Origin of the sequence: Exiguobacterium sp. ERU653, from assembly GCF_018617775.1 — a bacterium.
Classification (GTDB): Bacteria; Bacillota; Bacilli; order Exiguobacteriales; family Exiguobacteriaceae; genus Exiguobacterium; species Exiguobacterium marinum.
Map to the genome: position 1 here is coordinate 211,934 of NZ_JACSKV010000002.1, position 24,228 is coordinate 236,161.

25 protein-coding genes are annotated in these 24,228 nt (G+C 46.2%); 15 read left to right on the top strand and 10 right to left on the bottom strand.

What is annotated here, in order from left to right; genetic code table 11:
* Positions 1 to 44 precede the first annotated feature (44 nt).
* Positions 45 to 695 carry a C39 family peptidase gene (locus tag KNO95_RS11045; protein WP_214700825.1) on the top strand — a complete coding sequence of 217 codons (651 nt, stop codon included), beginning with the start codon at positions 45 to 47 and terminating at the stop codon, positions 693 to 695.
* Here the strand turns inward: KNO95_RS11045 and KNO95_RS11050 are convergent.
* On the bottom strand, positions 661 to 1,485 hold the full coding sequence (locus tag KNO95_RS11050; protein WP_214703573.1) for a hypothetical protein: 825 nt from the start codon (positions 1,483 to 1,485) through the stop codon (positions 661 to 663). The genes KNO95_RS11045 and KNO95_RS11050 overlap by 35 nt on opposite strands.
* Before the next feature lie 92 nt (positions 1,486 to 1,577).
* Here KNO95_RS11050 and rluF point away from each other — a divergent pair, with 92 nt between their 5' ends.
* A complete protein-coding gene (gene rluF, locus KNO95_RS11055) occupies positions 1,578 to 2,288 on the top strand; it encodes a 23S rRNA pseudouridine(2604) synthase RluF (protein ID WP_026824672.1) in 711 nt (236 codons plus the stop codon).
* 32 nt (positions 2,289 to 2,320) lie between these two features.
* Here the strand turns inward: rluF and KNO95_RS11060 are convergent, their stop codons facing one another.
* Positions 2,321 to 3,070: an SDR family NAD(P)-dependent oxidoreductase gene (locus KNO95_RS11060; protein WP_026824673.1), complete on the bottom strand. Its 750-nt coding sequence runs from the start codon at positions 3,068 to 3,070 to the stop codon at positions 2,321 to 2,323.
* 117 nt (positions 3,071 to 3,187) lie between these two features.
* On the opposite strand from KNO95_RS11060, the gene KNO95_RS11065 reads away from it, so the two are divergent.
* From KNO95_RS11065 to ahpF, 5 genes are all read left to right on the top strand, one after another.
* Complete coding sequence (locus KNO95_RS11065) at positions 3,188 to 3,820, top strand: TetR/AcrR family transcriptional regulator (RefSeq protein ID WP_251125165.1); 633 nt, start codon at positions 3,188 to 3,190, stop codon at positions 3,818 to 3,820.
* A gap of 302 nt (positions 3,821 to 4,122) precedes the next feature.
* Positions 4,123 to 5,991: a molecular chaperone HtpG gene (gene htpG, locus KNO95_RS11070; RefSeq protein WP_214879013.1), complete on the top strand. Its 1,869-nt coding sequence runs from the start codon at positions 4,123 to 4,125 to the stop codon at positions 5,989 to 5,991.
* A 92-nt stretch (positions 5,992 to 6,083) separates the two neighbouring features.
* The gene (locus tag KNO95_RS11075; RefSeq protein WP_214879015.1) at positions 6,084 to 6,881 is read left to right on the top strand and encodes an SRA domain-containing endonuclease; all 798 of its coding nucleotides are present in this window, start codon (positions 6,084 to 6,086) and stop codon (positions 6,879 to 6,881) included.
* A 334-nt stretch (positions 6,882 to 7,215) separates the two neighbouring features.
* The gene (ahpC, locus tag KNO95_RS11080) at positions 7,216 to 7,779 is read left to right on the top strand and encodes an alkyl hydroperoxide reductase subunit C (RefSeq protein WP_214700819.1); all 564 of its coding nucleotides are present in this window, start codon (positions 7,216 to 7,218) and stop codon (positions 7,777 to 7,779) included.
* An 11-nt stretch (positions 7,780 to 7,790) separates the two neighbouring features.
* Positions 7,791 to 9,314 carry an alkyl hydroperoxide reductase subunit F gene (gene ahpF, locus KNO95_RS11085; RefSeq protein WP_214879017.1) on the top strand — a complete coding sequence of 508 codons (1,524 nt, stop codon included), beginning with the start codon at positions 7,791 to 7,793 and terminating at the stop codon, positions 9,312 to 9,314.
* A gap of 40 nt (positions 9,315 to 9,354) precedes the next feature.
* Here ahpF and KNO95_RS11090 read toward each other — a convergent pair whose 3' ends face one another.
* Entirely contained in the window at positions 9,355 to 9,756 is a 402-nt protein-coding gene (locus KNO95_RS11090) for a hypothetical protein (RefSeq protein WP_214879019.1), read from the bottom strand.
* A gap of 128 nt (positions 9,757 to 9,884) precedes the next feature.
* On the opposite strand from KNO95_RS11090, the gene KNO95_RS11095 reads away from it, so the two are divergent.
* The 3 genes from KNO95_RS11095 to KNO95_RS11105 all read left to right on the top strand — a co-directional run bounded on the left by KNO95_RS11095 (position 9,885) and on the right by KNO95_RS11105 (position 12,096).
* Positions 9,885 to 10,232: a PadR family transcriptional regulator gene (locus tag KNO95_RS11095; RefSeq protein WP_026824682.1), complete on the top strand. Its 348-nt coding sequence runs from the start codon at positions 9,885 to 9,887 to the stop codon at positions 10,230 to 10,232.
* Positions 10,219 to 11,181, top strand: a complete 963-nt coding sequence (locus KNO95_RS11100) for an HAAS signaling domain-containing protein (protein ID WP_214879021.1) — start codon at positions 10,219 to 10,221, stop codon at positions 11,179 to 11,181. Before KNO95_RS11095 ends, KNO95_RS11100 begins: the two co-directional genes overlap by 14 nt.
* Before the next feature lie 78 nt (positions 11,182 to 11,259).
* Positions 11,260 to 12,096 (top strand): aldo/keto reductase, encoded by an 837-nt coding sequence (locus KNO95_RS11105; protein WP_214879023.1) that lies wholly within the window; start codon positions 11,260 to 11,262, stop codon positions 12,094 to 12,096.
* A gap of 47 nt (positions 12,097 to 12,143) precedes the next feature.
* Here KNO95_RS11105 and KNO95_RS11110 read toward each other — a convergent pair whose 3' ends face one another.
* Entirely contained in the window at positions 12,144 to 12,884 is a 741-nt protein-coding gene (locus KNO95_RS11110; protein ID WP_353047596.1) for a hypothetical protein, read from the bottom strand.
* A gap of 193 nt (positions 12,885 to 13,077) precedes the next feature.
* Between KNO95_RS11110 and adhP the strand changes: the two genes are divergently transcribed.
* The 3 genes from adhP (at position 13,078) to KNO95_RS11125 (ending at position 15,281) form a co-directional block, all read left to right on the top strand.
* Positions 13,078 to 14,106 carry an alcohol dehydrogenase AdhP gene (gene adhP, locus KNO95_RS11115; protein ID WP_026824686.1) on the top strand — a complete coding sequence of 343 codons (1,029 nt, stop codon included), beginning with the start codon at positions 13,078 to 13,080 and terminating at the stop codon, positions 14,104 to 14,106.
* 114 nt (positions 14,107 to 14,220) lie between these two features.
* Positions 14,221 to 14,646 (top strand): MarR family winged helix-turn-helix transcriptional regulator, encoded by a 426-nt coding sequence (locus KNO95_RS11120; RefSeq protein WP_214879025.1) that lies wholly within the window; start codon positions 14,221 to 14,223, stop codon positions 14,644 to 14,646.
* A 107-nt stretch (positions 14,647 to 14,753) separates the two neighbouring features.
* Positions 14,754 to 15,281, top strand: a complete 528-nt coding sequence (locus tag KNO95_RS11125) for a CarD family transcriptional regulator (protein WP_026824688.1) — start codon at positions 14,754 to 14,756, stop codon at positions 15,279 to 15,281.
* 269 nt (positions 15,282 to 15,550) lie between these two features.
* On the opposite strand, the gene KNO95_RS11130 is transcribed toward KNO95_RS11125, so the two are convergent.
* Positions 15,551 to 17,050 carry a malate:quinone oxidoreductase gene (locus tag KNO95_RS11130; protein ID WP_214879027.1) on the bottom strand — a complete coding sequence of 500 codons (1,500 nt, stop codon included), beginning with the start codon at positions 17,048 to 17,050 and terminating at the stop codon, positions 15,551 to 15,553.
* A gap of 218 nt (positions 17,051 to 17,268) precedes the next feature.
* Here KNO95_RS11130 and KNO95_RS11135 point away from each other — a divergent pair, with 218 nt between their 5' ends.
* Positions 17,269 to 17,682, top strand: a complete 414-nt coding sequence (locus tag KNO95_RS11135; RefSeq protein WP_026824690.1) for a (deoxy)nucleoside triphosphate pyrophosphohydrolase — start codon at positions 17,269 to 17,271, stop codon at positions 17,680 to 17,682.
* A gap of 19 nt (positions 17,683 to 17,701) precedes the next feature.
* Here KNO95_RS11135 and KNO95_RS11140 read toward each other — a convergent pair whose 3' ends face one another.
* Positions 17,702 to 20,581, bottom strand: coding sequence for a DEAD/DEAH box helicase (locus tag KNO95_RS11140; protein WP_214879029.1), 2,880 nt, complete (start codon positions 20,579 to 20,581; stop codon positions 17,702 to 17,704).
* A gap of 112 nt (positions 20,582 to 20,693) precedes the next feature.
* Between KNO95_RS11140 and KNO95_RS11145 the strand changes: the two genes are divergently transcribed.
* Positions 20,694 to 21,236: a histidine phosphatase family protein gene (locus KNO95_RS11145; protein WP_214703557.1), complete on the top strand. Its 543-nt coding sequence runs from the start codon at positions 20,694 to 20,696 to the stop codon at positions 21,234 to 21,236.
* Between the two features lie 26 nt (positions 21,237 to 21,262).
* Here the strand turns inward: KNO95_RS11145 and KNO95_RS11150 are convergent, their stop codons facing one another.
* From KNO95_RS11150 to KNO95_RS11165, 4 genes are all read right to left on the bottom strand, one after another.
* A complete protein-coding gene (locus KNO95_RS11150) occupies positions 21,263 to 22,126 on the bottom strand; it encodes a DegV family protein (RefSeq protein WP_214879031.1) in 864 nt (287 codons plus the stop codon).
* Between the two features lie 115 nt (positions 22,127 to 22,241).
* A complete protein-coding gene (locus KNO95_RS11155; RefSeq protein WP_214703555.1) occupies positions 22,242 to 22,724 on the bottom strand; it encodes a methylated-DNA--[protein]-cysteine S-methyltransferase in 483 nt (160 codons plus the stop codon).
* On the bottom strand, positions 22,711 to 23,604 hold the full coding sequence (locus KNO95_RS11160) for a DNA-3-methyladenine glycosylase family protein (protein ID WP_214703554.1): 894 nt from the start codon (positions 23,602 to 23,604) through the stop codon (positions 22,711 to 22,713). The genes KNO95_RS11155 and KNO95_RS11160 overlap by 14 nt, the downstream gene beginning before the upstream one ends.
* Positions 23,601 to 24,149: a bifunctional transcriptional activator/DNA repair enzyme AdaA gene (locus KNO95_RS11165; protein WP_026824696.1), complete on the bottom strand. Its 549-nt coding sequence runs from the start codon at positions 24,147 to 24,149 to the stop codon at positions 23,601 to 23,603. Before KNO95_RS11165 ends, KNO95_RS11160 begins: the two co-directional genes overlap by 4 nt.
* Positions 24,150 to 24,228 lie beyond the last annotated feature (79 nt).

Here is a 24,228-nt window from a genome sequence, read left to right on the forward strand (position 1 = left end):
ATGGGGCGTCCTTTGTATACTAAAAGAAAAGGAGGGAAATCTAGATGGAGCACCCATTCGCAGGACAACTCGAGGTCGCAAACAACGGTTATGCCGGTATCATCGACCCGGAAGCTTATGTGAACGATCGTTACCATGGACGCTGGACATTAAAGCGCTCTGTACAGATCGAAGGCGTGCCCGTCTTGCTCCAACGACAATTCGAGAACGGAAAGAACAACTGTACGTTGACATCGATCACCGCCATCTTCCGCTTTTATCGAAATCACGGATTCACTAATATCCCAGACGATGTAACGCAGATTCAGGAGGATATGCGCGAGATTGCCTTCAGGCACCATTTCAAAGATGAGAAAGGGACGCCACCGACTCAAATCGCCACCATCATCACGAAATTATGGAAACGATACGGGTATGACGGTCGAGGCAGTTCCCGCTATCTATGGAAGTGGTCGACGTTCGAGCGGGAACTGAAAGCGGGTCGACCGTTCGTATTAAATATGGCGAACGGCTTCTATAAGAATCATTCCGTCACGGGGGTCGGCTATTTACAGTTTGAAAAACGGGGATTTCCCGACGTCGTCTTGTTGGCCGTGCTCGACAACCGGTCGAAAGACGTGCGCTATATCGACTTCAACGAATTCAACTTTTGGGGAAGCATCACGCGCGTCCATCCACCAACCACTCGTCCGTAATCGTTTCAATCGCTTGACCGATTTTTAAAAGATGCTCGCGCTTGGCGTATGACCCGTAATGTAGCCCGTTTGAGTCATACCCATTCCCGAGCCCGACGAACACTTCTGACGGCTTCATATGGAGGCCAATCATCGGGATACCTGATTCATGACGTCCGATTTCATAAGTGACGGCAGGATACGTAGACAGACTTCCTATTGTTGAAAACTCGTTCAAGGCACGACAGTTGTCTCGCCCGAGCACGATGATACGGCTCGGTTTAATATACGCAATCGTCCGCTCCAACAATTCGATTGAGGTCGGATGCTCCATCCAGTCGCGCCCCGTCCTCATCTTCCCCATCTGTTCATACGTCGCAAATTTAAAAAAATCGACGTGGATGACAGCGTTAGGGTCGTCATAAAACGACCGCCCCATCCCGTTGAGGAGCGCCTCGAGTTTGGCGCCACCTGGTTTCCCGAACCAGCTCGTCGTTGCGCGACCCGACTCGAAATAGACCGATGTCCGTTCGAGCGTTTGTTTCAGCGCCTCTTCATTTCCGAGGTAATCTTCAAACGAGAGTGTGTCCCGCCAATAGAACTTTTGGGCTTGCCCCATTCTCGGCGTCCCGTCACGATGTAAAAACTCGCCGCGGGACGGATTCGTCCCGATGGTCAGCCATTGATTCAGACCAGGTCGACCGTACCAAAGGACAGGCGACGCCTCCGAAATTAATTCTTTTCCGAATGATGTATCACATAGCGTTGCTTGAAATCGAATCGCGTCTTGTAACAGTCGTACTGCCTCCATGTCATCCCTCCTCTCCCGTTCGTTTCCCGCTTTCGAGAGTTTATAAAATGCGTTATAGTGAGAGGACGAAGCCAAATAAAGGACGTGTATACATGCGCATCAATAAATTCATTAGTGAATCAGGCAAGGCGTCCCGTCGCCAAGCCGACCGTCTCGTCGAAGAGGGACGCGTCACCATCAACGGGAAAAAAGCAAAAATCGGCGACCAGGTCAAACCGGGCGATGAAGTCCTCGTCAACGGTTCGGCCGCACGTGTCGCACGAAACAACGTCTACATCGCCGTCCATAAGCCGGTCGGGATCACGAGTACGACAGAGAAGAAAGTAAAAGGGAACTTGGTCGACATGGTCAACCACCCGCTCCGCATCTTCAATATCGGTCGTCTCGATAAAGACTCGGAAGGTCTTATCCTCATGACAAACGACGGCGATATCGTCAACGAGATTCTCCGTGCAGAAGGCGAGCATGAGAAAGAATACATCGTCTCGGTCGATAAGCCGATCACACCAGAGTTCGTCGAACAGATGGAAGCCGGCGTCAAAATCCTCGGACAGAAGACGCTTCCGTGTAAAGTCCGTCCGCTCTCGAAGTTTGACTTCAACATCACCCTCACCCAAGGACTCAACCGTCAGATCCGTCGGATGTGTGAGGCGCTCGGCTATGAAGTGTTCCGCCTCCAACGTGTGCGTGTCATGAACATCACGCTCGGGAAGCTCCCACCCGGACAATGGCGCGACCTTTCGAAAAAAGAACGGGAGCAATTGTTCCGCGAATTGAATTACGAACCAAAAGAATGGTACTAAAATAAGCCTAGACGCGCGTCTAGGCTTATTTTTTATTTCGCTGTCACGCCACCGTCTACCGGAAGTTCAATCCCGCTAATATGATTCGCCTCGTCTGACGCGAGGAATAGAACGGCTGCCGCCACTTCATCCGCTTGTCCGAGATTTGGCAATGCGATTTGATTCAGGAAGTGCTGTTTATAGTCCGGGTGCTCCATATGTGGCGCACTCATCGGCGTCACGATATACCCTGGGTGTACCGAGTTGACGCGAATGTTTTGTTTCCCGTAATCGACTGCTGCTGCTTTCGTAAGAGAACGGACAGCACCTTTTGAGGCCGTGTATGCCCCGGCACCCGCCATACCGGTTAATGCAGAGATCGAGGAGATGTTGACGATTGATCCTCCCTCATTCTCGGTCATGAGCGGAATCGCATATTGTGTCCCTAACATGACGCCATCGATATTGATCCGATACGTCCGTGCCCAGTCCTCTTCTGTCTGTTCCAAGAACGGTTTCGCGAGTGCGATTCCGGCATTATTGACGAGGATATCTAATTTGCCACACGTCGCTTCCACTTCTGCGAATACGTCTTCCCAGCTCGAACGCGATGTCACGTCATGCTTCACCGCGATGGCTTCACCGCCTTGTGCACGAATCGATTCGACCACGCTGTTTACACCTTGTTCATTGATATCTGTCGCGACGACCGTCGCTCCTTCTTTGGCGAATAGACGTGCCGTCGACTCTCCCATACCGCTTCCTGCCCCTGTGATGACCGCTACTTTCCCCTGTAAACGCATTGTCCCAGCTCCATTCTTTAAATTATGATAGTCTAACTATCATAATCATAATTGGATGTGACATTAATCTCAACGAAACTGCTCGAAGACGATATACTAAGGAAAGACAATGAGGTGATGGAATTGAGTAAACGACAACAAAACAAAGAAGAACGGATTCAACTGATTATCAAAGAGGCAGAGCGCTTATTTTTAGAGAACGGCTTTGAGAAAGTTCAAATGCAGGATATCGCGGATGCGGCAGGAATTGGGGTGGCGACGCTATTTCGCTACTTCCCGAAGAAAGACCAATTGATCGTCGCAGCGGCAGTCAAGAATCTACAACCGACACTCGAGCGATTTGAACAATTCATGCATGAGAAGGGAAACGCCTATGAAAGGCTTGAAGCCATCTTGAACCACTTTTTCGAGATGCAGTTGGAGCGGTCGAACCACGCCCGTTTCCGAGAGGCGTTTGAAAGCTATGCATCGTTCGTCGCCACGCCCCTTCCTGGGATCGAGACTTATATTGACGTGCAGCGACAAATCATGCAGACGCTCGAACCCTTGATTGAAGACGGGAAACGAGACGGATCATTCCGCTCGGATATCGATGTGAAGGTGACCGTCGTCACAATCATCAATACGTTCGGGACGTTCGGAAACAACATCATGTTGAAGTCACATATCAGTTATTTAGAAGACGATATCGAGCCGGCCGTTCAATTGCGTGCGTTGAAAGAGATGTTACTCGCATCCATTCGGGCATGAGAAAAGCCTCCCTTCGCTTGAAGGGAGGCTAATTGTATACATAAAAAATGAGCACCTCTCACTAGAGGTGCTCTCGAAAGTCTACCGCGACGGACCACGCTCCACAACGTGCTCCTCAAGGGAATGTCCGCCGTCTTACATAGACCAGCTCATCGCATGTACTCAACTATATGCGAAACCTACGTCCTCGTCAATCTTTTCTTCAATCTCGGTTGACATCTTCCTAAAAATTAGGATAATTAAGAGTGTTAGCACTCTTAATTATAGAGTGCCAAAATACAGACATCAAAAGGAGAACGATCATGACAAAGAAACAGTTTCAAACCGAATCGAAACGAATTTTAGAGTTGATGGTCCACTCAATTTATACACATAAGGACATTTTCTTGCGCGAGCTCATCTCGAACGCGAGCGACGCCATCGACAAGATGTATTATCGCGCCCTCTCCGATGAGAGCATCGAGTTCAACAAAGACGATTACTTCGTCAAAATCGAACTCGACAAAGAGGCGCGGACGATCACGATTCGTGATACAGGGATTGGGATGACAGAAGAAGAGCTCGAATCGAATCTTGGAATTATCGCCAAGAGTGGCTCACTCGCCATGAAGCAAGCGACGAAGATGGAAGAAGACCATAGCCTGATCGGCCAGTTCGGAGTCGGATTCTATTCTGCGTTCATGGTCGCTGACCGTGTGACCGTACGGACTCGCTCGATTGACAGTGATCAAGGCTACGTATGGGAGTCAGAAGGCACAGACGGCTATTCAATCGAGTCGACAGACAAGGCGGACATCGGTACAGAAATCACGCTCCACTTGAAAGCAGACACTGAAGATGACGCGTACTCGTCATTCCTTGAAGAGTATGAGATCCGTTCGCTCATCAAGAAACATTCGGACTTCATCCGTTACCCAATCAAACTCGATGTGACGAAACATCGTCAAAAAGAGGACTCAGAAGAGTACGAGGACTATAAGGAAGAAGAGACCGTCAACAGCATGGTACCGATTTGGCGGAAGCGTAAGAGCGAGTTGACCGATGAGGATTACAAGGCGTTCTATCATGAGAAGCGCTACGGCTTTGATGAGCCGCTCAAGCACCTCCACTTGAACGTCGACGGCACGATTCGTTATCAATCAATCCTCTATATCCCGTCGACGGTCCCGTTCGACTATTACACGAAAGAGTTCGAGAAAGGACTCGAGCTCTACTCGAACGGCGTGTTGATCATGGAGAAGTCACCCGACCTCTTGCCTGACTACTTCGGCTTCGTCAAAGGAATGGTCGACTCAGAAGACCTCTCACTCAACATTTCCCGTGAAATGTTACAGCAGGACCGCCAGCTTCGCGTGATCGCGAAGAACGTGAAGTCGAAAATCAAAGGCATGCTTGAGAAGATGCTTCAAAACGAGCGTGAGGACTATGAGAAGTTCTATGAGTCGTTCGGTCGCCAATTGAAGTTCGGCGTGTATGACCAGTTCGGCGCAGCCAAAGAAGAATTGAAAGACTTGATTCTTTTCCATTCTTCTCACGAGAAGAAACTCGTCTCGCTCAAAGAGTACGTCGAGCGGATGAAAGAAGATCAGAAGTATATCTATTACGCGACAGGCGAATCGATTCATCGCATCGACCTCTTGCCACAAGCAGAGCGCTTAAAAGAGGAAGGATATGAAATCCTCTACTTCACAGAAGAGATCGACGAGTTTGCTATCAAGATGCTTCAGTCGTATGACAACAAAGAGTTCAAGTCGATTGCGAGTGGCGACCTCGGTCTCGATGACGCGGAAGCGAAATCGCTTAACGAAGACAACCAAGACTTGTTCGCATTCATGAAAGAAGAGCTCGGAGACCGCGTCAAAGAAGTGCGTGCCTCGACACGCCTCAAGTCACATCCGGTCTGCTTGACGGTCGCGGGTGACGTCTCGATCGAGATGGAAAAGATTTTGAACGCGATGCCAAACGGTGGCGGCATGAAAGCGGAGAAAGTGCTCGAAGTGAACGCCGACCACGCCATCTTCCAGACACTCCAACGTGTGTATAAAGAAGATGAATCGAAAGCGAAACAGTATACAGACCTCTTGTATCAACAAGCCCTCCTCATTGAAGGGTTACCGATTGAAGATCCGGTAGCGTATTCGAATGCGGTGTGTGCGTTGATGGCGGAATAATTGAAAGACAGAGGGCGACCTCTGTCTTTTCGTTTTTAATAAAAAAGCATGCTACACTCTATTTAAAGAAAAACCTGGAAATGAGGTGCTTTATGCTGTTCGAAAAAAATAAAGTGTATAGGCGTTCCTTTATCCACGATCAATATGGTGGGAGTCGTCAACGAGGAATCAGTACACCTAACAAACATAAACTTATTTTTATTTTCGATAGTGGGATGGACCAAGAGTTTGGTTATAAGAATGGCTGGAGCGAAGAAGATGGGTTGTTCTATTATAGCGGAGAAGGACAAGAAGGAAATCAAACCTTCTCCTTCGGTAACAAGGCGCTTCTCCATCACATCGAAAATGGTGAAGATGTTTATCTATTTGAATCTCTCGGAAAAGGAAATTACCGCTTTGTAGATCAACTTGTTTTGATTGGCTATGATATTCAATTTGGAATCGACAAACATCAAAATCAGCGAGAAGTAATCGTTTTTGCTTTCGAACCTCTCCATGTCGTACAGGAAGAATCTCACGAATATGCAACAACTATGAGGTACAAGTCAATTGAGGAACTCGAACAAATTGCCAATCGTGACCCGAAGCGTGCGACTGGATTAAGCATGTCGATTCGAAAGCGTCAAGTGAGAGAACAGACAGCGGCCTTATATTATTATGTACTTGCAAGAGCAAATAATCACTGTGAAGCATGCGGTCAAGGCGCACCATTCGATACTGAAAATGGTCCTTATTTAGAACTTTACTCGCTATATAAAGAATCAGATGAAGGATTGGCTCTTCCCGAGCAAGTGATTGCCACTTGCCCTAACTGTCATGCTCGACTACGGAAAAGTCAGGATCGTGCTTTGTATCGAGAAAAAATTATACAGCAAATTCTTCAACCTTAATCGCTACTTGTGATTAAGGTTATTTTATTGATGTAATTGATAATCCTCTAATTTCCGACGAGAAAATGTAGAACCCTCTCCAAAATATTAGCAACTCTATTCAACATGTTTATTTATCGAAATAAGAAAATTGAGAGAAAAATACCATTCGGAATGTAATCGTTTTCTTTACTTCCATTAAGCCAAATGTAGATAATTTGTTGGTAAGCCTCATACTTTCAAAGCATGCAAACGCCTTGACAATTCTAGCTCGTTATATGAAGTTAGTATTACATTATAATTATTCTAGTCGAGATAGAAACGCTAGAGTAAAAAAACAAGGAGGACATAACCCATGTCATTAATCGGCAAAGAAGTACTACCATTCAAAGCACAAGCATTCCAAACAGGTGAATTCCTCGAAGTTACAGAGAATGACCTCAAAGGCAAATGGAGCGTTGTCTGCTTCTACCCAGCTGACTTCACATTCGTCTGCCCAACTGAACTCGAAGATCTTCAAAATGAGTACGCTGCACTTCAAAACCTCGGTGTAGAAGTATACTCTGTCTCAACAGACACACACTTCACACATAAAGCTTGGCACGAAACATCTGAGAAAATCGGAAAAATCGAGTACATCATGATCGGTGACCCATCACACGTCATCTCACGCAACTTTGACGTCTTGAACGAAGAAGACGGCCTCGCAGACCGTGGTACGTTCATCATCGACCCAGACGGTGTCATCCAAACTGTCGAGATCAACGCTGGCGGCATCGGCCGTGACGCGAGCACGCTCGTCAACAAAGTCAAAGCAGCACAATACGTACGCAACAACCCAGGCGAAGTCTGCCCGGCGAAATGGGAAGAGGGTTCTGAAACACTCCGCCCAAGCCTTGACCTCGTCGGTAAATTGTAAGGAGCGATTGCATGTTAGAAGCAGCGATTAAACAACAGCTCGACCAATATCTCCAGCTCATGGAGGGCGATGTCGTCCTCCGTGTGAGCGCTGGGGAAGACAACGTCTCAAACGAGATGCTCGAGCTCGTCAACGAACTCGCCAGCATGTCATCACGCATCTCGGTCGAACGCGCGACACTCGAGCGTACACCGAGCTTCAGCGTGAATCGTCCGTCTGAAGAGACAGGAATCGTCTTTGCGGGGATTCCACTCGGACATGAGTTCACATCACTCGTCCTCGCCCTCCTCCAAGTGAGCGGGCGCGCACCGAAAGTCGATGCGGACACGATCAAACAAATCCAAAACATCGAAGGCGCGTATCACTTCGAGTCATATATCAGCCTCAGCTGCCACAACTGTCCTGACGTCGTGCAAGCGCTAAACGTCATGAGCGTCCTCAACCCGAACATCACCCACACGATGATCGATGGAGCCGCGTTCAAGGATGAAGTGGAAGCAAAAGAGATCATGGCTGTCCCGACGGTCTTCTTGAACGGCGAATCGTTCGGTAACGGTCGGATGTCACTCGAAGAGATCTTGGCGAAACTCGGTACAGGTCCTGACGCCTCTGCATTCTCAGACAAAGACCCATACGACGTCCTCGTCGTCGGTGGCGGTCCAGCGGGTGCGAGTGCTGCCGTATACGCGGCTCGTAAAGGAATCCGTACAGGAATCATCGCAGAGCGCTTCGGTGGCCAAGTGATGGACACGATGGGTATTGAGAACTTCATCGGTACCGCTTATACAGAAGGTCCAAAGCTTGTCGCAAGTCTTGAAGAGCACGTCAAAGAGTATGGCATCGACGTCATGAACCTCCAACGCGCGAAGCGTCTTGAGAAAAATGACCTCGTCGAAATCGAACTCGAGAACGGTGCTGTCTTGAAGAGTAAGAGCGTCATCCTCTCAACCGGTGCACGCTGGCGTAACGTCAACGTCCCAGGTGAGGCGGAGTTCAAAAACAAAGGGGTCGCTTACTGCCCGCACTGTGACGGACCTCTCTTCGAAGGGAAACGTGTCGCGGTCATCGGTGGCGGTAACTCTGGGATTGAAGCGGCTATCGACCTCGCCGGGATCGTCAAGCACGTGACGGTCCTCGAGTTCGCTCCTGAACTCAAGGCCGACCAAGTGCTTCAAGACCGTCTCCACAGCCTCCCGAACGTGACTGTCATCACGAACGCTCAGACGACAGAAATCACGGGTACGGACAAAGTGAACGGCATCTCGTATGTGTCTCGTGAGACGAACGAGTCACATCATGTCGAACTTGAAGGCGTCTTCGTCCAAATCGGTCTCGTCCCGAACACGGACTGGCTCGACTCGGTCGAACGCAACAACTTCGGGGAAATCGTCGTCGACCGTCATGGCGCGACGAACATCCCAGGTGTGTTCGCGGCAGGAGACTGCACGAACAGCGCCTACAAACAAATCATCATCTCGATGGGTTCTGGTGCGACAGCCGCACTCGGCGCCTTCGACTACATGATTCGCAACTAACACAAAGACTCGCTCTCATCTTAGAGGGCGAGTCTTTTTTTTACAGTTCAAACGTTTTCCCCGAGTCCGGGATGAATAAAATCGATTCTCCGCTTCCTGCTTTAAACCGATATCCTACTCGAGGTTTAAATGGATTCCATTCTCCCCCGGTCGTCGGAACGTTTTCCATATACGTCACGTCATTGTACGTTTTGCCCAACGTTTCTTCTGCTTCCGCTACCGAATAACTCGGTACGGATAACACGATTCCTATACTTACGCTGATCACTCCAAACGACACAGCCCACGCAGTCGATGTCGGCTTTCGAAACTGTGCCAAGACTAGTAGCATGATGATCCAGCCAATCGGTACCCCGAATGTTGCGGCTCCCCCATATACTCGAACGTTCACTTCCATCAACACGACAATTATTATACCGCCAATCATCCACCACCACTTCATCCACATCACCTCCCTTTCATTATCCCAAAATAAGGAAATAACTCAACATCTTTTATTCACATTGATGTATGATAACTTATAGTGTATGATATACAGTATAAAAATAAACGAATGAAGGAGGCGAAAAAATGTCCGATGTAAAAGCCTCATTAGTGACAGAGTTGCGACGCGGCACGTTGACGATTGCGGTGCTCAGCCAGTTGAAGACACCTCAATACGGCTATTCTCTCGTTCAAGCGCTACTTGATGCCGACATCAACATTGACCAGAGTACGCTCTACCCCCTCTTGCGTCGACTTGAAAAACAAGGACTCGTCACGAGCTCCTGGGACACGACGGAGAGTCGACCACGAAAGTACTATGTGCTCAGCCCGGACGGATTGGATATTTTGAATGAGTTGTACGTGGAGTGGATGAACATGTCGAAAACATTGACCCGTTTGATTGAAGGAGGAAATGATCATGAATCTTCGTGATGTGTATATTGATGAAGTCACCTCTCGAATTCCTGAGTCGATGCGGCAAGATGTCGCACTCGAATTAGAGTCGACCATTGATGACATGACTGGAAATGACCCGTCTGAAGCGACTTTGTTTGAAGCGTTGCGCCAACTCGGTGACCCTCATATTCTCGCCGCTCGTTATGCGAACCGACCGCTCCACCTGATCGGCCCTGCCCTCTTCACACAATACGTGAACGTCATCAAGATCGTCTTACCGATTGCCGTCACGGTCATCACAATCCTCTCAGTCATCGGTTATCTGAACAACTCGATTGACGACACGTCTTGGCTTCCATTCTTGATTCAAGGACTCCTTCAAGTCGGGGCGGCCATCTTCAACGTCGTCGTCCAGACGCTATTTTGGATTACGCTTACGTTCTTCATCATCGAACGCACTGTGCCTGAAGGTGAAGTCCCCTTCTCTAGTTGGAAACCTGAACAACTCAAGAAAGTGAAACCACGTTCGACCTCGATTTCTTTTGGTTCCATCTTGTTTGACTTTGTCGCCACCGTTTTGATGGTCGTATTGTACGTCAACGCCGAGCAGATGATTCGAGTCGTCATGAATGGTAAATCCTATCCGTTGTTGAATCCGTCTGTCTTGGATCGATTCCTCCCGTTTGTCATCGCCTTGGCCGTCTTTGGAATCGCCATCGCTATTTATAAATGGATGGTTCGACACTGGACGAAGCCGCTCGCCTTGTGGAACGCCCTCTTCAATGTCGTCTGGATTGTCGTCACGGCGCTCATTTTACTGCAACCTGATTTGATTTCATCCGATGCCATTTCGTTGATTGCCGATCAAATCAATATCGACATCGAAACGATTAGTCGCTGGGGCGTCTGGAGTGTATTGCTCACCATCATCATCGTGTGTATCATTGATTTAGGTGAAGGTTTCTACAAAGCATTTCGGCGTTGATCTCACATTCAAACGTTTCATTTCCGAGGAAAGTGGAATACGGGACTAGAGAACGGATTTTGAATGGGGAGGCATTTGATGGGTATTCCAACAATCAAGTTACATGACGGCCATGAGATTCCAGCCATTGGACTCGGGACGGTTTATTTGAAAGGTGAGGCAGGGGTTGACGCCATTACGTGTGCCATCCGAAACGGATATCGACTCATCGATTCGGCAATTCGTTATGACAATGAAGGCACGGTCGGTGAAGCGGTTCGTCAATCCGGCATTCCGCGCGAACAGCTTTTCTTAACATCTAAATTGCGCGCGCAATATTATGACTATGACCAGGCACTCGAGATGATTCGGGAGTCCCTTTACCGAGCAAATCTCGACTATTGGGATTTGTTCCTCTTGCATTGGCCAAATCCGAAGCAGGATAAATACGTCGAGGCATGGCGTGCCTTGATTCAAGCAAAGAAAAACGGATGGATTCGCTCCATTGGGGTCTCGAACTTTATGCCGGAACATCTCGATCGTTTGATTGAAGAGACGGGAGAAACACCGGTCATCAATCAAATCGAGCTACACCCGTACTTCTCTCAAGTCGAACAGCGTCAAGCCGACAAGGAGCGAGGCATCATCACAGAAGCGTGGAGCCCACTCAGTCGCGCCCGTACGGTCATCCATGATGAAAAGATCACCGAGCTCGCCAAACAAAAAGGAAAGAGTGTGTCTCAAGTCATCTTGCGTTGGCATATGCAACTTGGGGTCATCCCGCTCGCCCGCTCGTCTAGCGAGTTGCACCAAAAAGAGAATCTCGATATCTTCAACTTCGAATTGACAGATGAAGAGATGGAGACGCTTAATGCGTTGACGAAACCAGATGGTCGCATCGATGACCAGGATCCGCGTGAATACGAAGAGTACTAAAAAAGATTGAGCCAACGGAGGCTCAATCTTTTTTTTCGTTATACGGTTCAGAGTGGATGTCGTTTGAAATGTTCAGCAATGTGTCGTTTCATCGCGTCTCGATTTTCGGCGAAGATGCGGTGACGATGACCGTTCCCGCCGGATGGGTGCGGAAACCCGCTCACGACCCGCTCCTGGTCCAAGAGACCGCGCTCCACTAACAGCTCCACGGCTCGTCTCACGTTCACGCCCATCGGTAGAATGAGGGCATCTTTCAGCTGTGCCATCTCTTCAGCGAATACACCTTCCACGTAAGGTCGAAACAGTTCAGTCCGAATCATATCCGGGCTCGACCCGTTATAGTTCTTACCTTTATAGAAAACGGGATAAGGGAGAACCGCCGTGTTTTGTACGAGATGGTTCGCCGACCCAAATAAATCAAGGGATGATTCGATTCCCAAATGATGATGTAAATCCAAATCGTCCAGCATCGTCACCAAGTTCTTACGAATTGGACCAGAGAAACTTCCTCGTTGTTTGACGGCTCGCAGTGTTTCTTCATCAGAAGCACCTTTCAAATCGCGAATCGCCTCGAACGACTGACGCATCTGATACAAGCCTGGCGTGATCCCGGCGATAACGACTTTAGCATCCGGATTGATATATTCAAACGGTGCGTAATAGATATCGAGTTGTTTCTTTTCATCACGGTCTAACAAAAAATCTTCACTTTTTAACTTCTCTTCCTCTAAATCAGATAGCTGCAAGATTTTTGATTTATATGTGTGAAATAATTTTGTTCTTGTCACCTGAACCATACCCCTTCCATTTGCTACTTCTATCTATATTCCCCCAAATCTTCATGTGAAAAAAGTTCATGTTTCAGACAAATGCTATATAAAAATAAAGCGCTTCCATTCCATATTTTGTGATATCCTGACGTTGTGATTGAAGAAAGAATTCCTTAGGTTTTATAACATTTCACAAGGAGTGTGTTGAGACATGAAAGCAGTCGTTGTCAATTCAGCAAGCAAAGCCAATATCGAAATCGTTGAAAAGGAAATACGTCCATTACAAGCAGGAGAAGCACTCGTCGATGTCGAGTACTGTGGGGTATGTCACACGGACCTTCACGTCGCCGGTGGTGATTTTGGAGATGTTCAAGGTCGCGTGCTCGGTCATGAAGGAATTGGAGTCGTGTCTCAAATTGCGGATGATGTCACGAGTTTAAAAGTCGGAGACCGTGTCAGTATCGCTTGGATGTATCATGCGTGTGGTCGCTGTGAATATTGTACGACGGGACGGGAAACGTTCTGCCGAAACGTTCAAAACGCCGGATATAGCGTAGATGGCGGAATGGCCGAACAAAGTATCGTCGTCGCCGATTATGCCGTCAAAGTACCTAAAGGATTAGACCCTGCACAGGCATCAAGTATTACTTGTGCCGGTGTCACGACGTATAAGGCCATCAAAGTGGCAGACGTCAAACCTGGTGAGACGGTCATCATCTATGGTTGTGGGGGACTGGGCAACCTGGCAATTCAATATGCGAAGCATGTATTCAATGCGCATGTGATTGCCGTCGACTTGAACGATGATAAGCTTGAACTTGCTAAAGAGAGTGGCGCTGATTTGACAATCAATCCATCGACCGAAGGAGATGCGGCAGACATCGTCCAAGAGAAGTTCGGTGGTGCACACGCTGCAGTCGTCACGGCTGTCTCTAAAGTCGCATTTAACTCAGCTGTCAATGCGGTTCGCGCTTGTGGGAAAGTCGTAGCAGTCGGTCTTCCTTCTGAAACGATGGATTTGAATATTCCTCGTCTCGTTCTCGATGGAATCGAAGTCGTCGGATCTCTCGTCGGGACACGTAAAGACTTAGAGGAAGCCTTCCAATTCGGAGCAGAAGGACTCGTTGTGCCTGTTGTTCACAAACGTTGTCTTCACGAAGTGCAAGATATCTTTGAAGAGATGGAACAAGGGAAAATTCAAGGACGCATGGTCATCGACTTCAAAAATAAAGACTGTTAATTAAAACGAGGCCATGTGCCTCGTTTTGTTCTAGTTTGACGTTGACGGGGTATAGTTGCTTTTGTATAGTTAGGAACGTCCAAAAAGCCGAAAATGAAAGAGGAGTGACTTGATTTGACTCCATTAACGTCAACCCGTCTGCTTGATTTGCTGACAGAACGAAACAATCAAGTTCGACGGATGAGTGAACAATCTTGGAATGAACAGAGTGACATCCTCATCTCAAACTCTGAATGGTATATTCTCGCAACACTTTACCAATCGAACACGACTATTGCCGAAGTCACAAGAAATGTCCATATCTCTCGACAAGCCATCCATAAACTAATTAAGAACCTTGAAGGAAAAGCACTCGTTCTCGTAACGGACCATCCACAGAGTCGAAAAGACAAATGCATCGAACTGACTGCGCTCGGCCATACTTGTTATGAACAAAACGAGGCGCTCAAAGCGCAACTCGAGCAACGTATCCGAGAAGGAATTGGACAAGATGCTTTCGAGCAACTGAAAATCATTCTGCGCATGGACTGGAAGCTGTAATCGTGTCGGATAGAATCGGCACGGTTTTTATATGCATACATGAACCCAAACGTCAACCGAGTTGACATTTCACCTTCTGAACGACTATGCTTATGGATAAGGAAGAGGTGATCGACTTGTTTAAAGCTGGAGACTTAATCATCTACTCGACCCATGGCGTATGTCGCATCGACGACATTTCGGACAAAACGGTCGCAGGAGAAACGAAATCATACTACACGCTTCACCCGATCAACAATGCACAGAAGTTACAGATCAGCATCCCGGTCGATAACGATAATGTGATGATGTTGACATTGCTCGAAGCAGACGAGGCATTAGAGATTTTAGAGTCGTTCCGCTCGCCTGGCGTTGAATGGAACCCGCATTCCAACAATCGCAATCGCGAATTTTTGAATGTCGTCCATTCAGGGAACCGTCACGATATCGCTCAAGTCGTCAATACATTGAGTCGTCGACATATTGAGGCGCTCCATGCGAATAAAAAGCTATACGAACAAGATCGTAAGATTCTAGAGAACGCCAAAACCATTTTGGTAAAAGAAATCTCGCTTGCTCTCAATCGTTCAGAAAGCGACATTGATCGTAGCATATCTGAGTATTTACATGAAAGTATGACGACACTCACACCTTGACCCCTTCCTGTGGAAGCGGTCTTTTTTTGTGATGTCATCAATACGGACGAGCCATCATCGGCACAGGTTCAATATCGTCGCAACAAGGGTACGCAACCTCTCGAAAAAAGTCTCTCTCCATCACAGAAACAAACGACAACAGTTAAGGAATCGTCAAACGCATCGATGACATACTAGATAGGTCCGAAAGTCCAAAAAATGGTGAAAGAGTAATCACTTGTTCTATACAAAGAGGGCGAGCATACGATTGTATACTCGCTCCAAGTAAATTAATTGTGTACCATATCTTTTTCTTTTAGACCGAGCGCGAGCGCTGTCGATTCGTGAATCGTTCTAAACAGGTCCGGATGTTCCGACAACTTCAAGCCATACGATGGAACCATCTCTTTGATTTTTGCTTCCCATTCCGGCAACTGTTGCGGGAAGCACTGTTCGAGCACTTTCAACATGACATGAACAGCTGTCGATGCACCTGGAGAAGCACCAAGGAGTGCCGCGACCGATCCATCTTCCGCGCTGACGACTTCTGTTCCGAACTGGAGTGTCCCTTTTCCTTGCGGTGTATCTTTGATGACCTGAACCCGTTGCCCAGCCACAACGATTTCCCAATCTTCGTTCTTGGCGTTCGGAATGAATTCGCGAAGTTCATCCATACGCTTGTCGTGTGACAAGAGTACCTGCTCGATTAAGTATTTCGTGAGCGGCATCTCTTTCGCCCCTGCCGCAAGCATCGTGATGACATTGTTTGGTTTGACCGAACGAATCAAATCCAAATTCGAACCTGTTTTCAAGAACTTCGACGTGAAGCCAGCGAACGGTCCAAACAACAACTCTTTTCGTCCATCGATAAAGCGTGTGTCGAGGTGCGGGACCGACATCGGTGGTGCCCCGACTTTCGCCTTTCCGTAAACTTTAGCGTGATGTTGCTCGATAATCTCGCGATTTTTACAGACGAGGAAGAGTCCACTGACCGGAAATCCTCCGATTTGTTTCGACTCGGGAATCCCTGTCTTTTGTAAGAGTGGCAAACTGCCACCCCCGCCCCCGATAAAGAGAAACGGTGCCGTATGCGTCTCAATCGTGTCTCGAGACACGTCTTTCACTTTCACTTCCCAATGACCGTTGTCGAGACGCTTCACGTCCTCGACGCTATGACCATAGTTGACCTCGACCCCGTTTGATGTGAGATGCTCAAACAACATACGTGTCAATGCACCGAAGTTCACGTCCGTCCCTGAATCGATTTTCGTCGCGGCAATCGGTTCATCCGATGTCCGTCCATCCATGATGAGCGGGAACCATTCCCGTAGCTGATTCGGATCGTCTGATAAGACCATCCCTTCAAATAACGGATTCGTTGTGAGCGCTTCCAAACGGCGTTTCAGGAAATCGACATTCTGCTCCCCTTGGACCATGCTCATATGTGGAATCGAACGAATAAAGGCCTCTGGGTTTTCAATTAATCCTTGCTTGACGAGATGCGCCCAAAACTGGCGCGAGATTTGGAACTGCTCGTTAACGTTGACTGCTTTGGAGATATCGATCGTCCCATCTGCGTTCTCAGTTGTATAGTTTAATTCGCATAGTGCGGCATGTCCCGTACCTGCGTTATTCCATTCGTTTGAACTTTCTTCCCCTGCTGCATCGAGCTTTTCGAACACTTTAATGTTCCACTCCGGTACGAGCTCTTTAAAGAGTGAACCGAGCGTTGCGCTCATAATGCCTGCCCCAATTAAAATGACGTCTGTTCTCGTTTGCGTACTGCTCATGAAAACCCCATCCTTATCCCCTGAATTTTTTGTCATACAATCGAAGAATCCCCATTCCTCAATCGTATATTTTATAATCGTTATACCGATTATAACTCTTTTGTGATGAATGATAAGGGGTTTAGGGCGAAAAAATTCTTTAAGTGAAGATTGAATTCATAAAGAAAAGACGAATGTTATGATAGAGGTAATCAAATCTCAAAAATGAGGGAGTACCAATGAAAAAAACAGTAAAAGTCGTAGCAGCAGTTATTGAAAACGAAAAACATGAAATTCTTTGTGCACTTCGTTCAACAACTATGCTCATTCCAAACATGTGGGAATTTCCCGGAGGAAAAGTTGAGGATGGAGAGAACTTACAAGAAGCACTCGAACGTGAAATTTTTGAAGAGTTGCAATGTGAAATTACTGCTCATGAAATTATTAATGAACATGTACATGAATATGAAACTTTCATTATTCATTTAGTTTCATTACGTGCAGAATTAAAATCGGGAACTCCTATAGCTACGGAGCATGATGCATTAATCTGGTTAAAGCGTGAAAATCTACGTTCCTTGGTCTGGGCACCAGCAGATTTACCTGCAGTAAATGATGTGATCAATCAAATAACTGAAGCCGAGAACGTATAAATTACGCCTCGGCTTTTTTTTAATGCGTTATCTCGTGCAAGTAATCGTATATCTGTTGATCGACACTCTCTCTCAACATTAAATTCATCGTGACTACAGGAAGTTCTTGACCATTTTTATTTAGCATCGTGGTATTTTTTATAGATTGTTGATCTGGTTTCACTTCACCTAAATAAAAAAAATCTCCGCCTTCATCATCATCTTTTTTTACAAATAGGTGAATATCAATGTTGTCTTTCTCTGAATCAATAATTTTGCGCACTTCTTCAGATTTTGTGGTTCTTCGACTCCGAGTATACCAATGAAATACCTCTGGACTAATAAAGGAATCACCGTAATTAACACTTGCTTCAACGTCTTCACTTTTATGATACGTTACAAATATAGGACATGTATGATGCTTAACTTTATAGCCATACATCGTAGATTGCTCTTCTTTTTTCCAATTTAATAATCGACATACATCTTTTCTCGTGTATTTTTCCAACCTCGTTAAAGGTTGTGTTTGATTATATCGTTTACTTCTTAGGATTGATGCTTCTAGTGAGTCGTTAAATAACTTAGCAAACCATTCGTTTTGTAACATAGATTGTATGTGTGAAGGTAACCGATACATGTCACGATCTAATTCAACATACGGCTTATTACCATATTTCTTTCGATCTGCATCATTAAAAAAGTCTAATAATAATACATTCTCTACTGATTTAAGCGTTGCTTCATCTACTCGAACATGATGATCATGTAGGTAGTTAATAAAATTGAGTTTACTTATAGAGCGATCAGAGGCCAAAAGTTTTAACAAATAAATCTCATGTATTCTTTTACCTGATAAAAGTTCTTGCGTTACCATAAGTAAAATTTGCTCTTCCTCTTTCGAAAGAGAAGGCAATTCACTTTCAACAACTCTTAAAAAAGCACCATAATGTCCATTTTTAGTTGCTATAACAATTGGATCCATTGAGTGGTTCTCTATAAAGTCAGTCAACATAGGTTGTCTACCTAATCGATTTTTTAAGTTCTGATATGCTTCTTTTAAAGTTTTTAAATCTGTTAACCTTGCTTGGTTAATTGATTCATAAATGCGTTCTTTAGCAACCGCTTCAAAATTAATAGTTGATGTACCAGAGATATAGCTCCGATCGATTACTTTACGACGAATAGAATCTTTATTTTGAGAACGATCATCCGAGAGAGCAATTGGAATTAAATAATTGTTTTTATAGTTTGCTATAAAATCAATAACGGTTACGTAACGTTTAGATTTATGCTTTCGTAAGCCCCTTCCTAATTGTTGAATAAAAATAATACTCGATTCAGTTTGTCGAAGCATTACAACTTGATTAATGCTTGGTATATCGATCCCTTCGTTAAATATATCCACAGTGAGAATATAGTCTAGTAATCCTTGTTCTAAATTATTTACTTCTTGCTTTCGCTTCGCTTGAGTATCATCCCCGGTTAAAGCACATGTTCTAAAACCTCGAGCATTTAATTGCTCAGATAAATACATTGCTTCTTTTTTAGAGCTGCAGAACATTAGGCCTCGCAACTTTTCCCCCGAATAACCGTAGTATTTAATCTTTTCAATAATCCTATCAATTCTTTCAGTTGATACAAGTTTTTGAAACACTTCAATTTCTTTTTGTTCCCCATCAATTTCAAGATCAGTTACCCCAAAATAATGGAATGGACATAGCATATTTTCTTCAAGTGCTTCTTGTAAACGAATTTCATATGCAATATTGTAATCAAAAAGTCTGAACAAATCATATCCATCTGAACGTTCAGGAGTAGCAGTCATTCCAAGTAAGAACTTCGGCGCGAAATATTCTAATAGTTTTTGATATGTATTTGCTCCGGCCCGATGACTTTCATCAATCAAGATGTAATCAAAAGTCTCTCGTGCAAATTGATATAAAGTTTCATCTTTTGAGATGGTTTGAATAGTTGCAAATATATATTTAGAATCAATTGCTCGACTAGTTCCCGACAAAATCCCGAAATCTTCAATGTTTCCACCAATCACTTTATGAAAATCACTTATAGCTTTTTTCAAAATTTGTTCACGATGGACTACAAATAACATTCGCTTCGGTTCATACCTACGAACATCAAATGCAGCTAAGTATGTTTTCCCAGTCCCCGTAGCTGATACAACTAGTGCGCGTTGATGACATTGCTGTCGGACTGTTTCAATACCGTCTAAAGCAGAACGCTGCATAGCATTCGGTTTAATTTCAAGGTCCCGCTTAATTTGATTAAAATCGTGAATACTTGGAAACTCAGCAACTCGATCTCTAACCATTGGACGATATACATTTTCATAAGCCTTAATCCATTCTAAGGTTAACGGAATCGATTCATTCCACATCGTTTCAAATCGATTGAAAAAGTGTTGAACAATTTCACCGTTTTCATGAGAAGTAAGTTTAATATTCCATTCGTAGTTTGTTTTTAATGCTCCTGCAGTTAAGTTTGAACTACCAACAATCAATGAATAGTACTCTTCATGTTGAAAAATATACCCTTTTGAATGAAACGCATTCACATCTGCAATTCTTACGTCAACGTTCGAAATTTTTAAAAGTTCTTTAAACATTTTTGGCTGATTAAACAGTTGATATGTAGAAGTAATGATCTCGCCTCGGATACCTTTTTGACTCAAGTCGTATAATGTTGATTTGAGTGTTGCCAAACCTGATTCTGTAATGAACGCAACAGCGAATTGAAACTTCTTACAAACTTTCAATTCATCGAGTAACACGGTCAATACATCCTGTCTTTTAACTCGTTCGTTTACTAAAAGTTCTGGTTTAAATGGACTAGAATGATGGTGATCTTTATCTATAAACCCAGTATAAAGAGAGCTTTCTAATTGTCTTTTAAAATGACTCATTGGTTCCTCCTACTTATCACTAAGTAAATTGAAATATATTCTATGATGTGAAATAGTTTTACATATATTTCATTATTGGCTTTTCACTAAAAATGATCAAGGAGAATCCATCATGCCCACACTCTATTTGATTCGCCACTGCTCAGCCGCGGGCCAAGAACCTGACGCCCCGCTCACGGAAGCAGGTCACGCACAAGCTCTCCTGCTTCACGACTTTTTTCGTGATATCTCGATTGGTCGGATCATCTCAAGCGATTATATCCGTGCGGTCGCTTCGGTCACGTCACTCGCCGATTCTCATCACCTCTCAATCGAGCGTGAACCGTTACTGAGAGAACGCATCCTGTCTCACGAACCGCTCGAAGACTGGCTGACCCCATTACGTCAGTCATTCATCGACCCGACTTTCAAACTACTTGATGCTGAATCTAGCCAAGAAGCGACGAATCGCATCCTACAAGTTGTGGAGCGTGCTCAATCTCAACATGCCGCGACACTATTGGTGACGCACGGCAATCTGCTCGCACTCTTATTGCAACATCTCGACCCGCAATATGACTTTGAGACATGGCGCACGATGCGTAACCCAGACGTCTATCGTCTCGATTATCACGACAGCACACCGTCCATCGAGCATATTTGGCCAAACAAATAAGCCGTCTCGCGATGAGACGGCTTTTGTTACTTCTCTACGAAAAACATCGAGATGGCACCGAGTCCGACATGCGTTCCGACCGAAACCCCCATCTGCATGAGGTAAATCTCACCGGCGAAATCGGTTTCGGTTTCGAGCTTCGCTTTTAAGTTCTCCGCGATTCGTTGGTCCGATGTGTACCCGATGATCACAAAATTCGTGATATCCGGATTCACGCGTTTCACGAACTCGTCCGTATAATGCTTCAGCACTTTACGGGTACCTCGTTCCTTGGCAACAATCGCACCTTTGCCGTCCTTCATGCTCATAATCGGCTTGACCATAAGTAGCTTTCCGATGATGGCACTCGTGTTCGAGATTCGTCCGCTCTTGATCAAATGGTCCAAGTCGTCCACGGATAAGAAATGCTTCACTTTCGTCTTGTACGTCTCATTGAAGTCAACGAGCTGTTCGAACGTCGCACCGGCTTCACGCATCTGCGCACTCTTTAGCAACAGCCAGCCGCTCCCGTGACTCATCGAACGGGAGTCGACAACGTGAATTTTAACAGTCGAGTCAGGATGCGCCTCTTCGAAGTACTCTTTTCCGATGATCGCCGACTGATACGAGCCGCTCGTGCCACTCGACATACAAATGCATAAAATCTCCTCATGACCGGCAGCGACCGCATCTTCCATCAATCGTAAGAACGTCGCCGGGCTCGGCATTGCCGTCGTCGGAAATTCCGGGAGCGCTTCCAACATTCCATAAAAATCATCCGGCTGGATATCCACCCGGTCCTGGTAAGACATATTGTTCATGGTAATGATCAACGGCGCGACCCCGATGTTGTACCGTTCAAGCACTTCATCCGATAAGTCACACGTTGAATCTGCTAATAATTTAATCATGCATTCCTCCAAAACTTTCTCCATAAGTGACGGGAATCATCCTATAACTTCGTCGATTCCGACGTCACGATAGGACCTCTTCTAGTGTAGCAGATTTGGAGGGGGAAATGTTTTTTTACTGGGTTTGATGTGCGACTTGTTTCTCGTGGTGTAAGAGCCATTCTTTTCGCCATAATCCGCCGGCATAGCCAGTCAATTTCCCGTTTAATCCGATGACACGGTGACATGGCACAACGATGCTCAGCTTGTTGCGTCCGTTCGTTGCTCCGACCGCGCGGACAGCCGCGGGTCGTTTCACTCGTTCGGCGAGTTCTCGGTAAGAAGCCGTCTCCGCATAAGGAATTTTCTGTAACGTACTCCACACATCCCGCTGAAACGGCGTGCCCACTTGTTCAATCGGAAAGGTGAACGTCATCCTCTCCCCTCGAAAATAATCATCGAGTTCATCCTTACACTGTCGCAACACATCAGGTACATTCGGTTCAGGTAATTGCGCCGCTTCGCGTTCGACGAATAAGATTGATTGAATGACTTTCTCTGTCCCAACGACTTCGATCAAGCCAATTGGTGTCTCCACGTCTAGTCTATACGTTTCCATATAATGACCTCCACAGATAAAATGTCGCGTATCCTTCCCAACCCTTCCAGGACTCACCGTAACGTCTCACTTCTTCAATCGTCGGCTTTTCAGTCGTCCCTAAACGATGTTGAATCGCTTGATGCAATCCGACATCCGCGACTGGGAATGCTGAGGCGTCTTGGAAACACTTCATCAACACATAGTCTGCCGTCCATTCTCCGACACCCCGGATTGCGAGTAACCGTTGACGGGTATCAGTTGAAGATTGCGATTGTAGAGCCGATTTTGATAATGTCCCACCTGTTATTTCCCGTGCAATATCAATGATATACTCCGCTTTCCTTCGACTGAACTGAAGCTCACGTAACGCTTCCGGTTCGAGCGAGGCGATTCGTTCCGCCCGTGGGAACGTCCAATACGTTCTTCCCTCGACGACTCGCTGTTCTCCATATCGTTCGACGAACCGACGTTTGATTGTATAGGCGAAGGATAACGTGATTTGTTGCCCGATGATGGCCCACGTGAGTGCCTCGAACAAATCTGGGAAGCCGATCATCCGTAACCCGCGATGCACTTCAATCAAAGGAGCCAGTAATTCATCCTCTGCCCCCATCGCCTCAAACGGTGTTAGGTCACGATCGAGGTCTAACCAGTCACGCACCTCACGTTCAATGCTTTCCATCTCCATCTCTGAAACGTCATCGACTGGGAACACCACACGAATGTGACCCTGCTCTCCTTGAAGTTCGACGAGGATAAGGCGTTCCCCGATTCGCATCAACTTTTGAATCGCCTCGTCCGTCGTGACATGGAGCACCTCTTGATTTGACCGACTTAAAAAGACGAGACACTCTTGAAAATCAAACGGCTGCTGTACAGCGATTAGCATCTCTGTCATACGTCCTCTCCTTTTCGATACGTATTTGGTGTACAACCTTTCACTTGACGGAACACGCGGTAAAAGTTCGACGGTGTTTGAAACCCGACCTCATAGCAGACTGTCAGATTGCTCATCGCGGTCGTTCGTAATAAATAAGCTGCCTTGTCGATACGAAGTCGCTCCAATAGTTGCCTTGGCGTCTCTCCTGTCGTTTGGGTGAACGTTCGCTCCAAATGGAACGGACTCAGCTGGACATGCTCGGCAATTTGTTCGAGGCGAATCGGCTGTTTATAATGTTCCATCAGATACACTGTCACCTGTTGTACGAGCGCTCGGTGTGGAGCATGCTCGACTTCCGGCTGGCATCGCTTGCACGGTCGGAATCCGTTCGCTTCCACCTCTTGTCTCGTCATATAAAAATCGACATTCTCTTTTTTCGGTTTGCGGGAACGGCATGATGGTCGGCAATAGATTCCTGTCGTCTTAACGGCCGTATAGAATAGCCCGTCATACGTCGCATCACAAGCGAGCACTTTCGCCCATTTTTCTTCAAATGTCAGCATCTCCACACCCCTTTCTCCTTACACTGTAGCAAATCTAAAATCAACATTTCGTCCTCTTTCTTGCGCTTACAATCCCCTG

What these genes read in the sequence shown, in the direction of transcription:
- KNO95_RS11045 (WP_214700825.1), top strand. Translation starts at nt 45, where the DNA reads ATGGAGCACCCATTCGCAGGACAACTCGAGGTCGCAAACAACGGTTAT.
- KNO95_RS11050 (WP_214703573.1), bottom strand. Translation starts at nt 1,485, where the DNA reads ATGGAGGCAGTACGACTGTTACAAGACGCGATTCGATTTCAAGCAACG.
- rluF (WP_026824672.1), top strand. Translation starts at nt 1,578, where the DNA reads ATGCGCATCAATAAATTCATTAGTGAATCAGGCAAGGCGTCCCGTCGC.
- KNO95_RS11060 (WP_026824673.1), bottom strand. Translation starts at nt 3,070, where the DNA reads ATGCGTTTACAGGGGAAAGTAGCGGTCATCACAGGGGCAGGAAGCGGT.
- KNO95_RS11065 (WP_251125165.1), top strand. Translation starts at nt 3,188, where the DNA reads ATGGAATTGAGTAAACGACAACAAAACAAAGAAGAACGGATTCAACTG.
- htpG (WP_214879013.1), top strand. Translation starts at nt 4,123, where the DNA reads ATGACAAAGAAACAGTTTCAAACCGAATCGAAACGAATTTTAGAGTTG.
- KNO95_RS11075 (WP_214879015.1), top strand. Translation starts at nt 6,084, where the DNA reads ATGCTGTTCGAAAAAAATAAAGTGTATAGGCGTTCCTTTATCCACGAT.
- ahpC (WP_214700819.1), top strand. Translation starts at nt 7,216, where the DNA reads ATGTCATTAATCGGCAAAGAAGTACTACCATTCAAAGCACAAGCATTC.
- ahpF (WP_214879017.1), top strand. Translation starts at nt 7,791, where the DNA reads ATGTTAGAAGCAGCGATTAAACAACAGCTCGACCAATATCTCCAGCTC.
- KNO95_RS11090 (WP_214879019.1), bottom strand. Translation starts at nt 9,756, where the DNA reads ATGAAGTGGTGGTGGATGATTGGCGGTATAATAATTGTCGTGTTGATG.
- KNO95_RS11095 (WP_026824682.1), top strand. Translation starts at nt 9,885, where the DNA reads ATGTCCGATGTAAAAGCCTCATTAGTGACAGAGTTGCGACGCGGCACG.
- KNO95_RS11100 (WP_214879021.1), top strand. Translation starts at nt 10,219, where the DNA reads ATGAATCTTCGTGATGTGTATATTGATGAAGTCACCTCTCGAATTCCT.
- KNO95_RS11105 (WP_214879023.1), top strand. Translation starts at nt 11,260, where the DNA reads ATGGGTATTCCAACAATCAAGTTACATGACGGCCATGAGATTCCAGCC.
- adhP (WP_026824686.1), top strand. Translation starts at nt 13,078, where the DNA reads ATGAAAGCAGTCGTTGTCAATTCAGCAAGCAAAGCCAATATCGAAATC.
- KNO95_RS11130 (WP_214879027.1), bottom strand. Translation starts at nt 17,050, where the DNA reads ATGAGCAGTACGCAAACGAGAACAGACGTCATTTTAATTGGGGCAGGC.
- KNO95_RS11135 (WP_026824690.1), top strand. Translation starts at nt 17,269, where the DNA reads ATGAAAAAAACAGTAAAAGTCGTAGCAGCAGTTATTGAAAACGAAAAA.
- KNO95_RS11140 (WP_214879029.1), bottom strand. Translation starts at nt 20,581, where the DNA reads ATGAGTCATTTTAAAAGACAATTAGAAAGCTCTCTTTATACTGGGTTT.
- KNO95_RS11145 (WP_214703557.1), top strand. Translation starts at nt 20,694, where the DNA reads ATGCCCACACTCTATTTGATTCGCCACTGCTCAGCCGCGGGCCAAGAA.
- KNO95_RS11150 (WP_214879031.1), bottom strand. Translation starts at nt 22,126, where the DNA reads ATGATTAAATTATTAGCAGATTCAACGTGTGACTTATCGGATGAAGTG.
- KNO95_RS11155 (WP_214703555.1), bottom strand. Translation starts at nt 22,724, where the DNA reads ATGGAAACGTATAGACTAGACGTGGAGACACCAATTGGCTTGATCGAA.
- KNO95_RS11160 (WP_214703554.1), bottom strand. Translation starts at nt 23,604, where the DNA reads ATGACAGAGATGCTAATCGCTGTACAGCAGCCGTTTGATTTTCAAGAG.
- KNO95_RS11165 (WP_026824696.1), bottom strand. Translation starts at nt 24,149, where the DNA reads ATGCTGACATTTGAAGAAAAATGGGCGAAAGTGCTCGCTTGTGATGCG.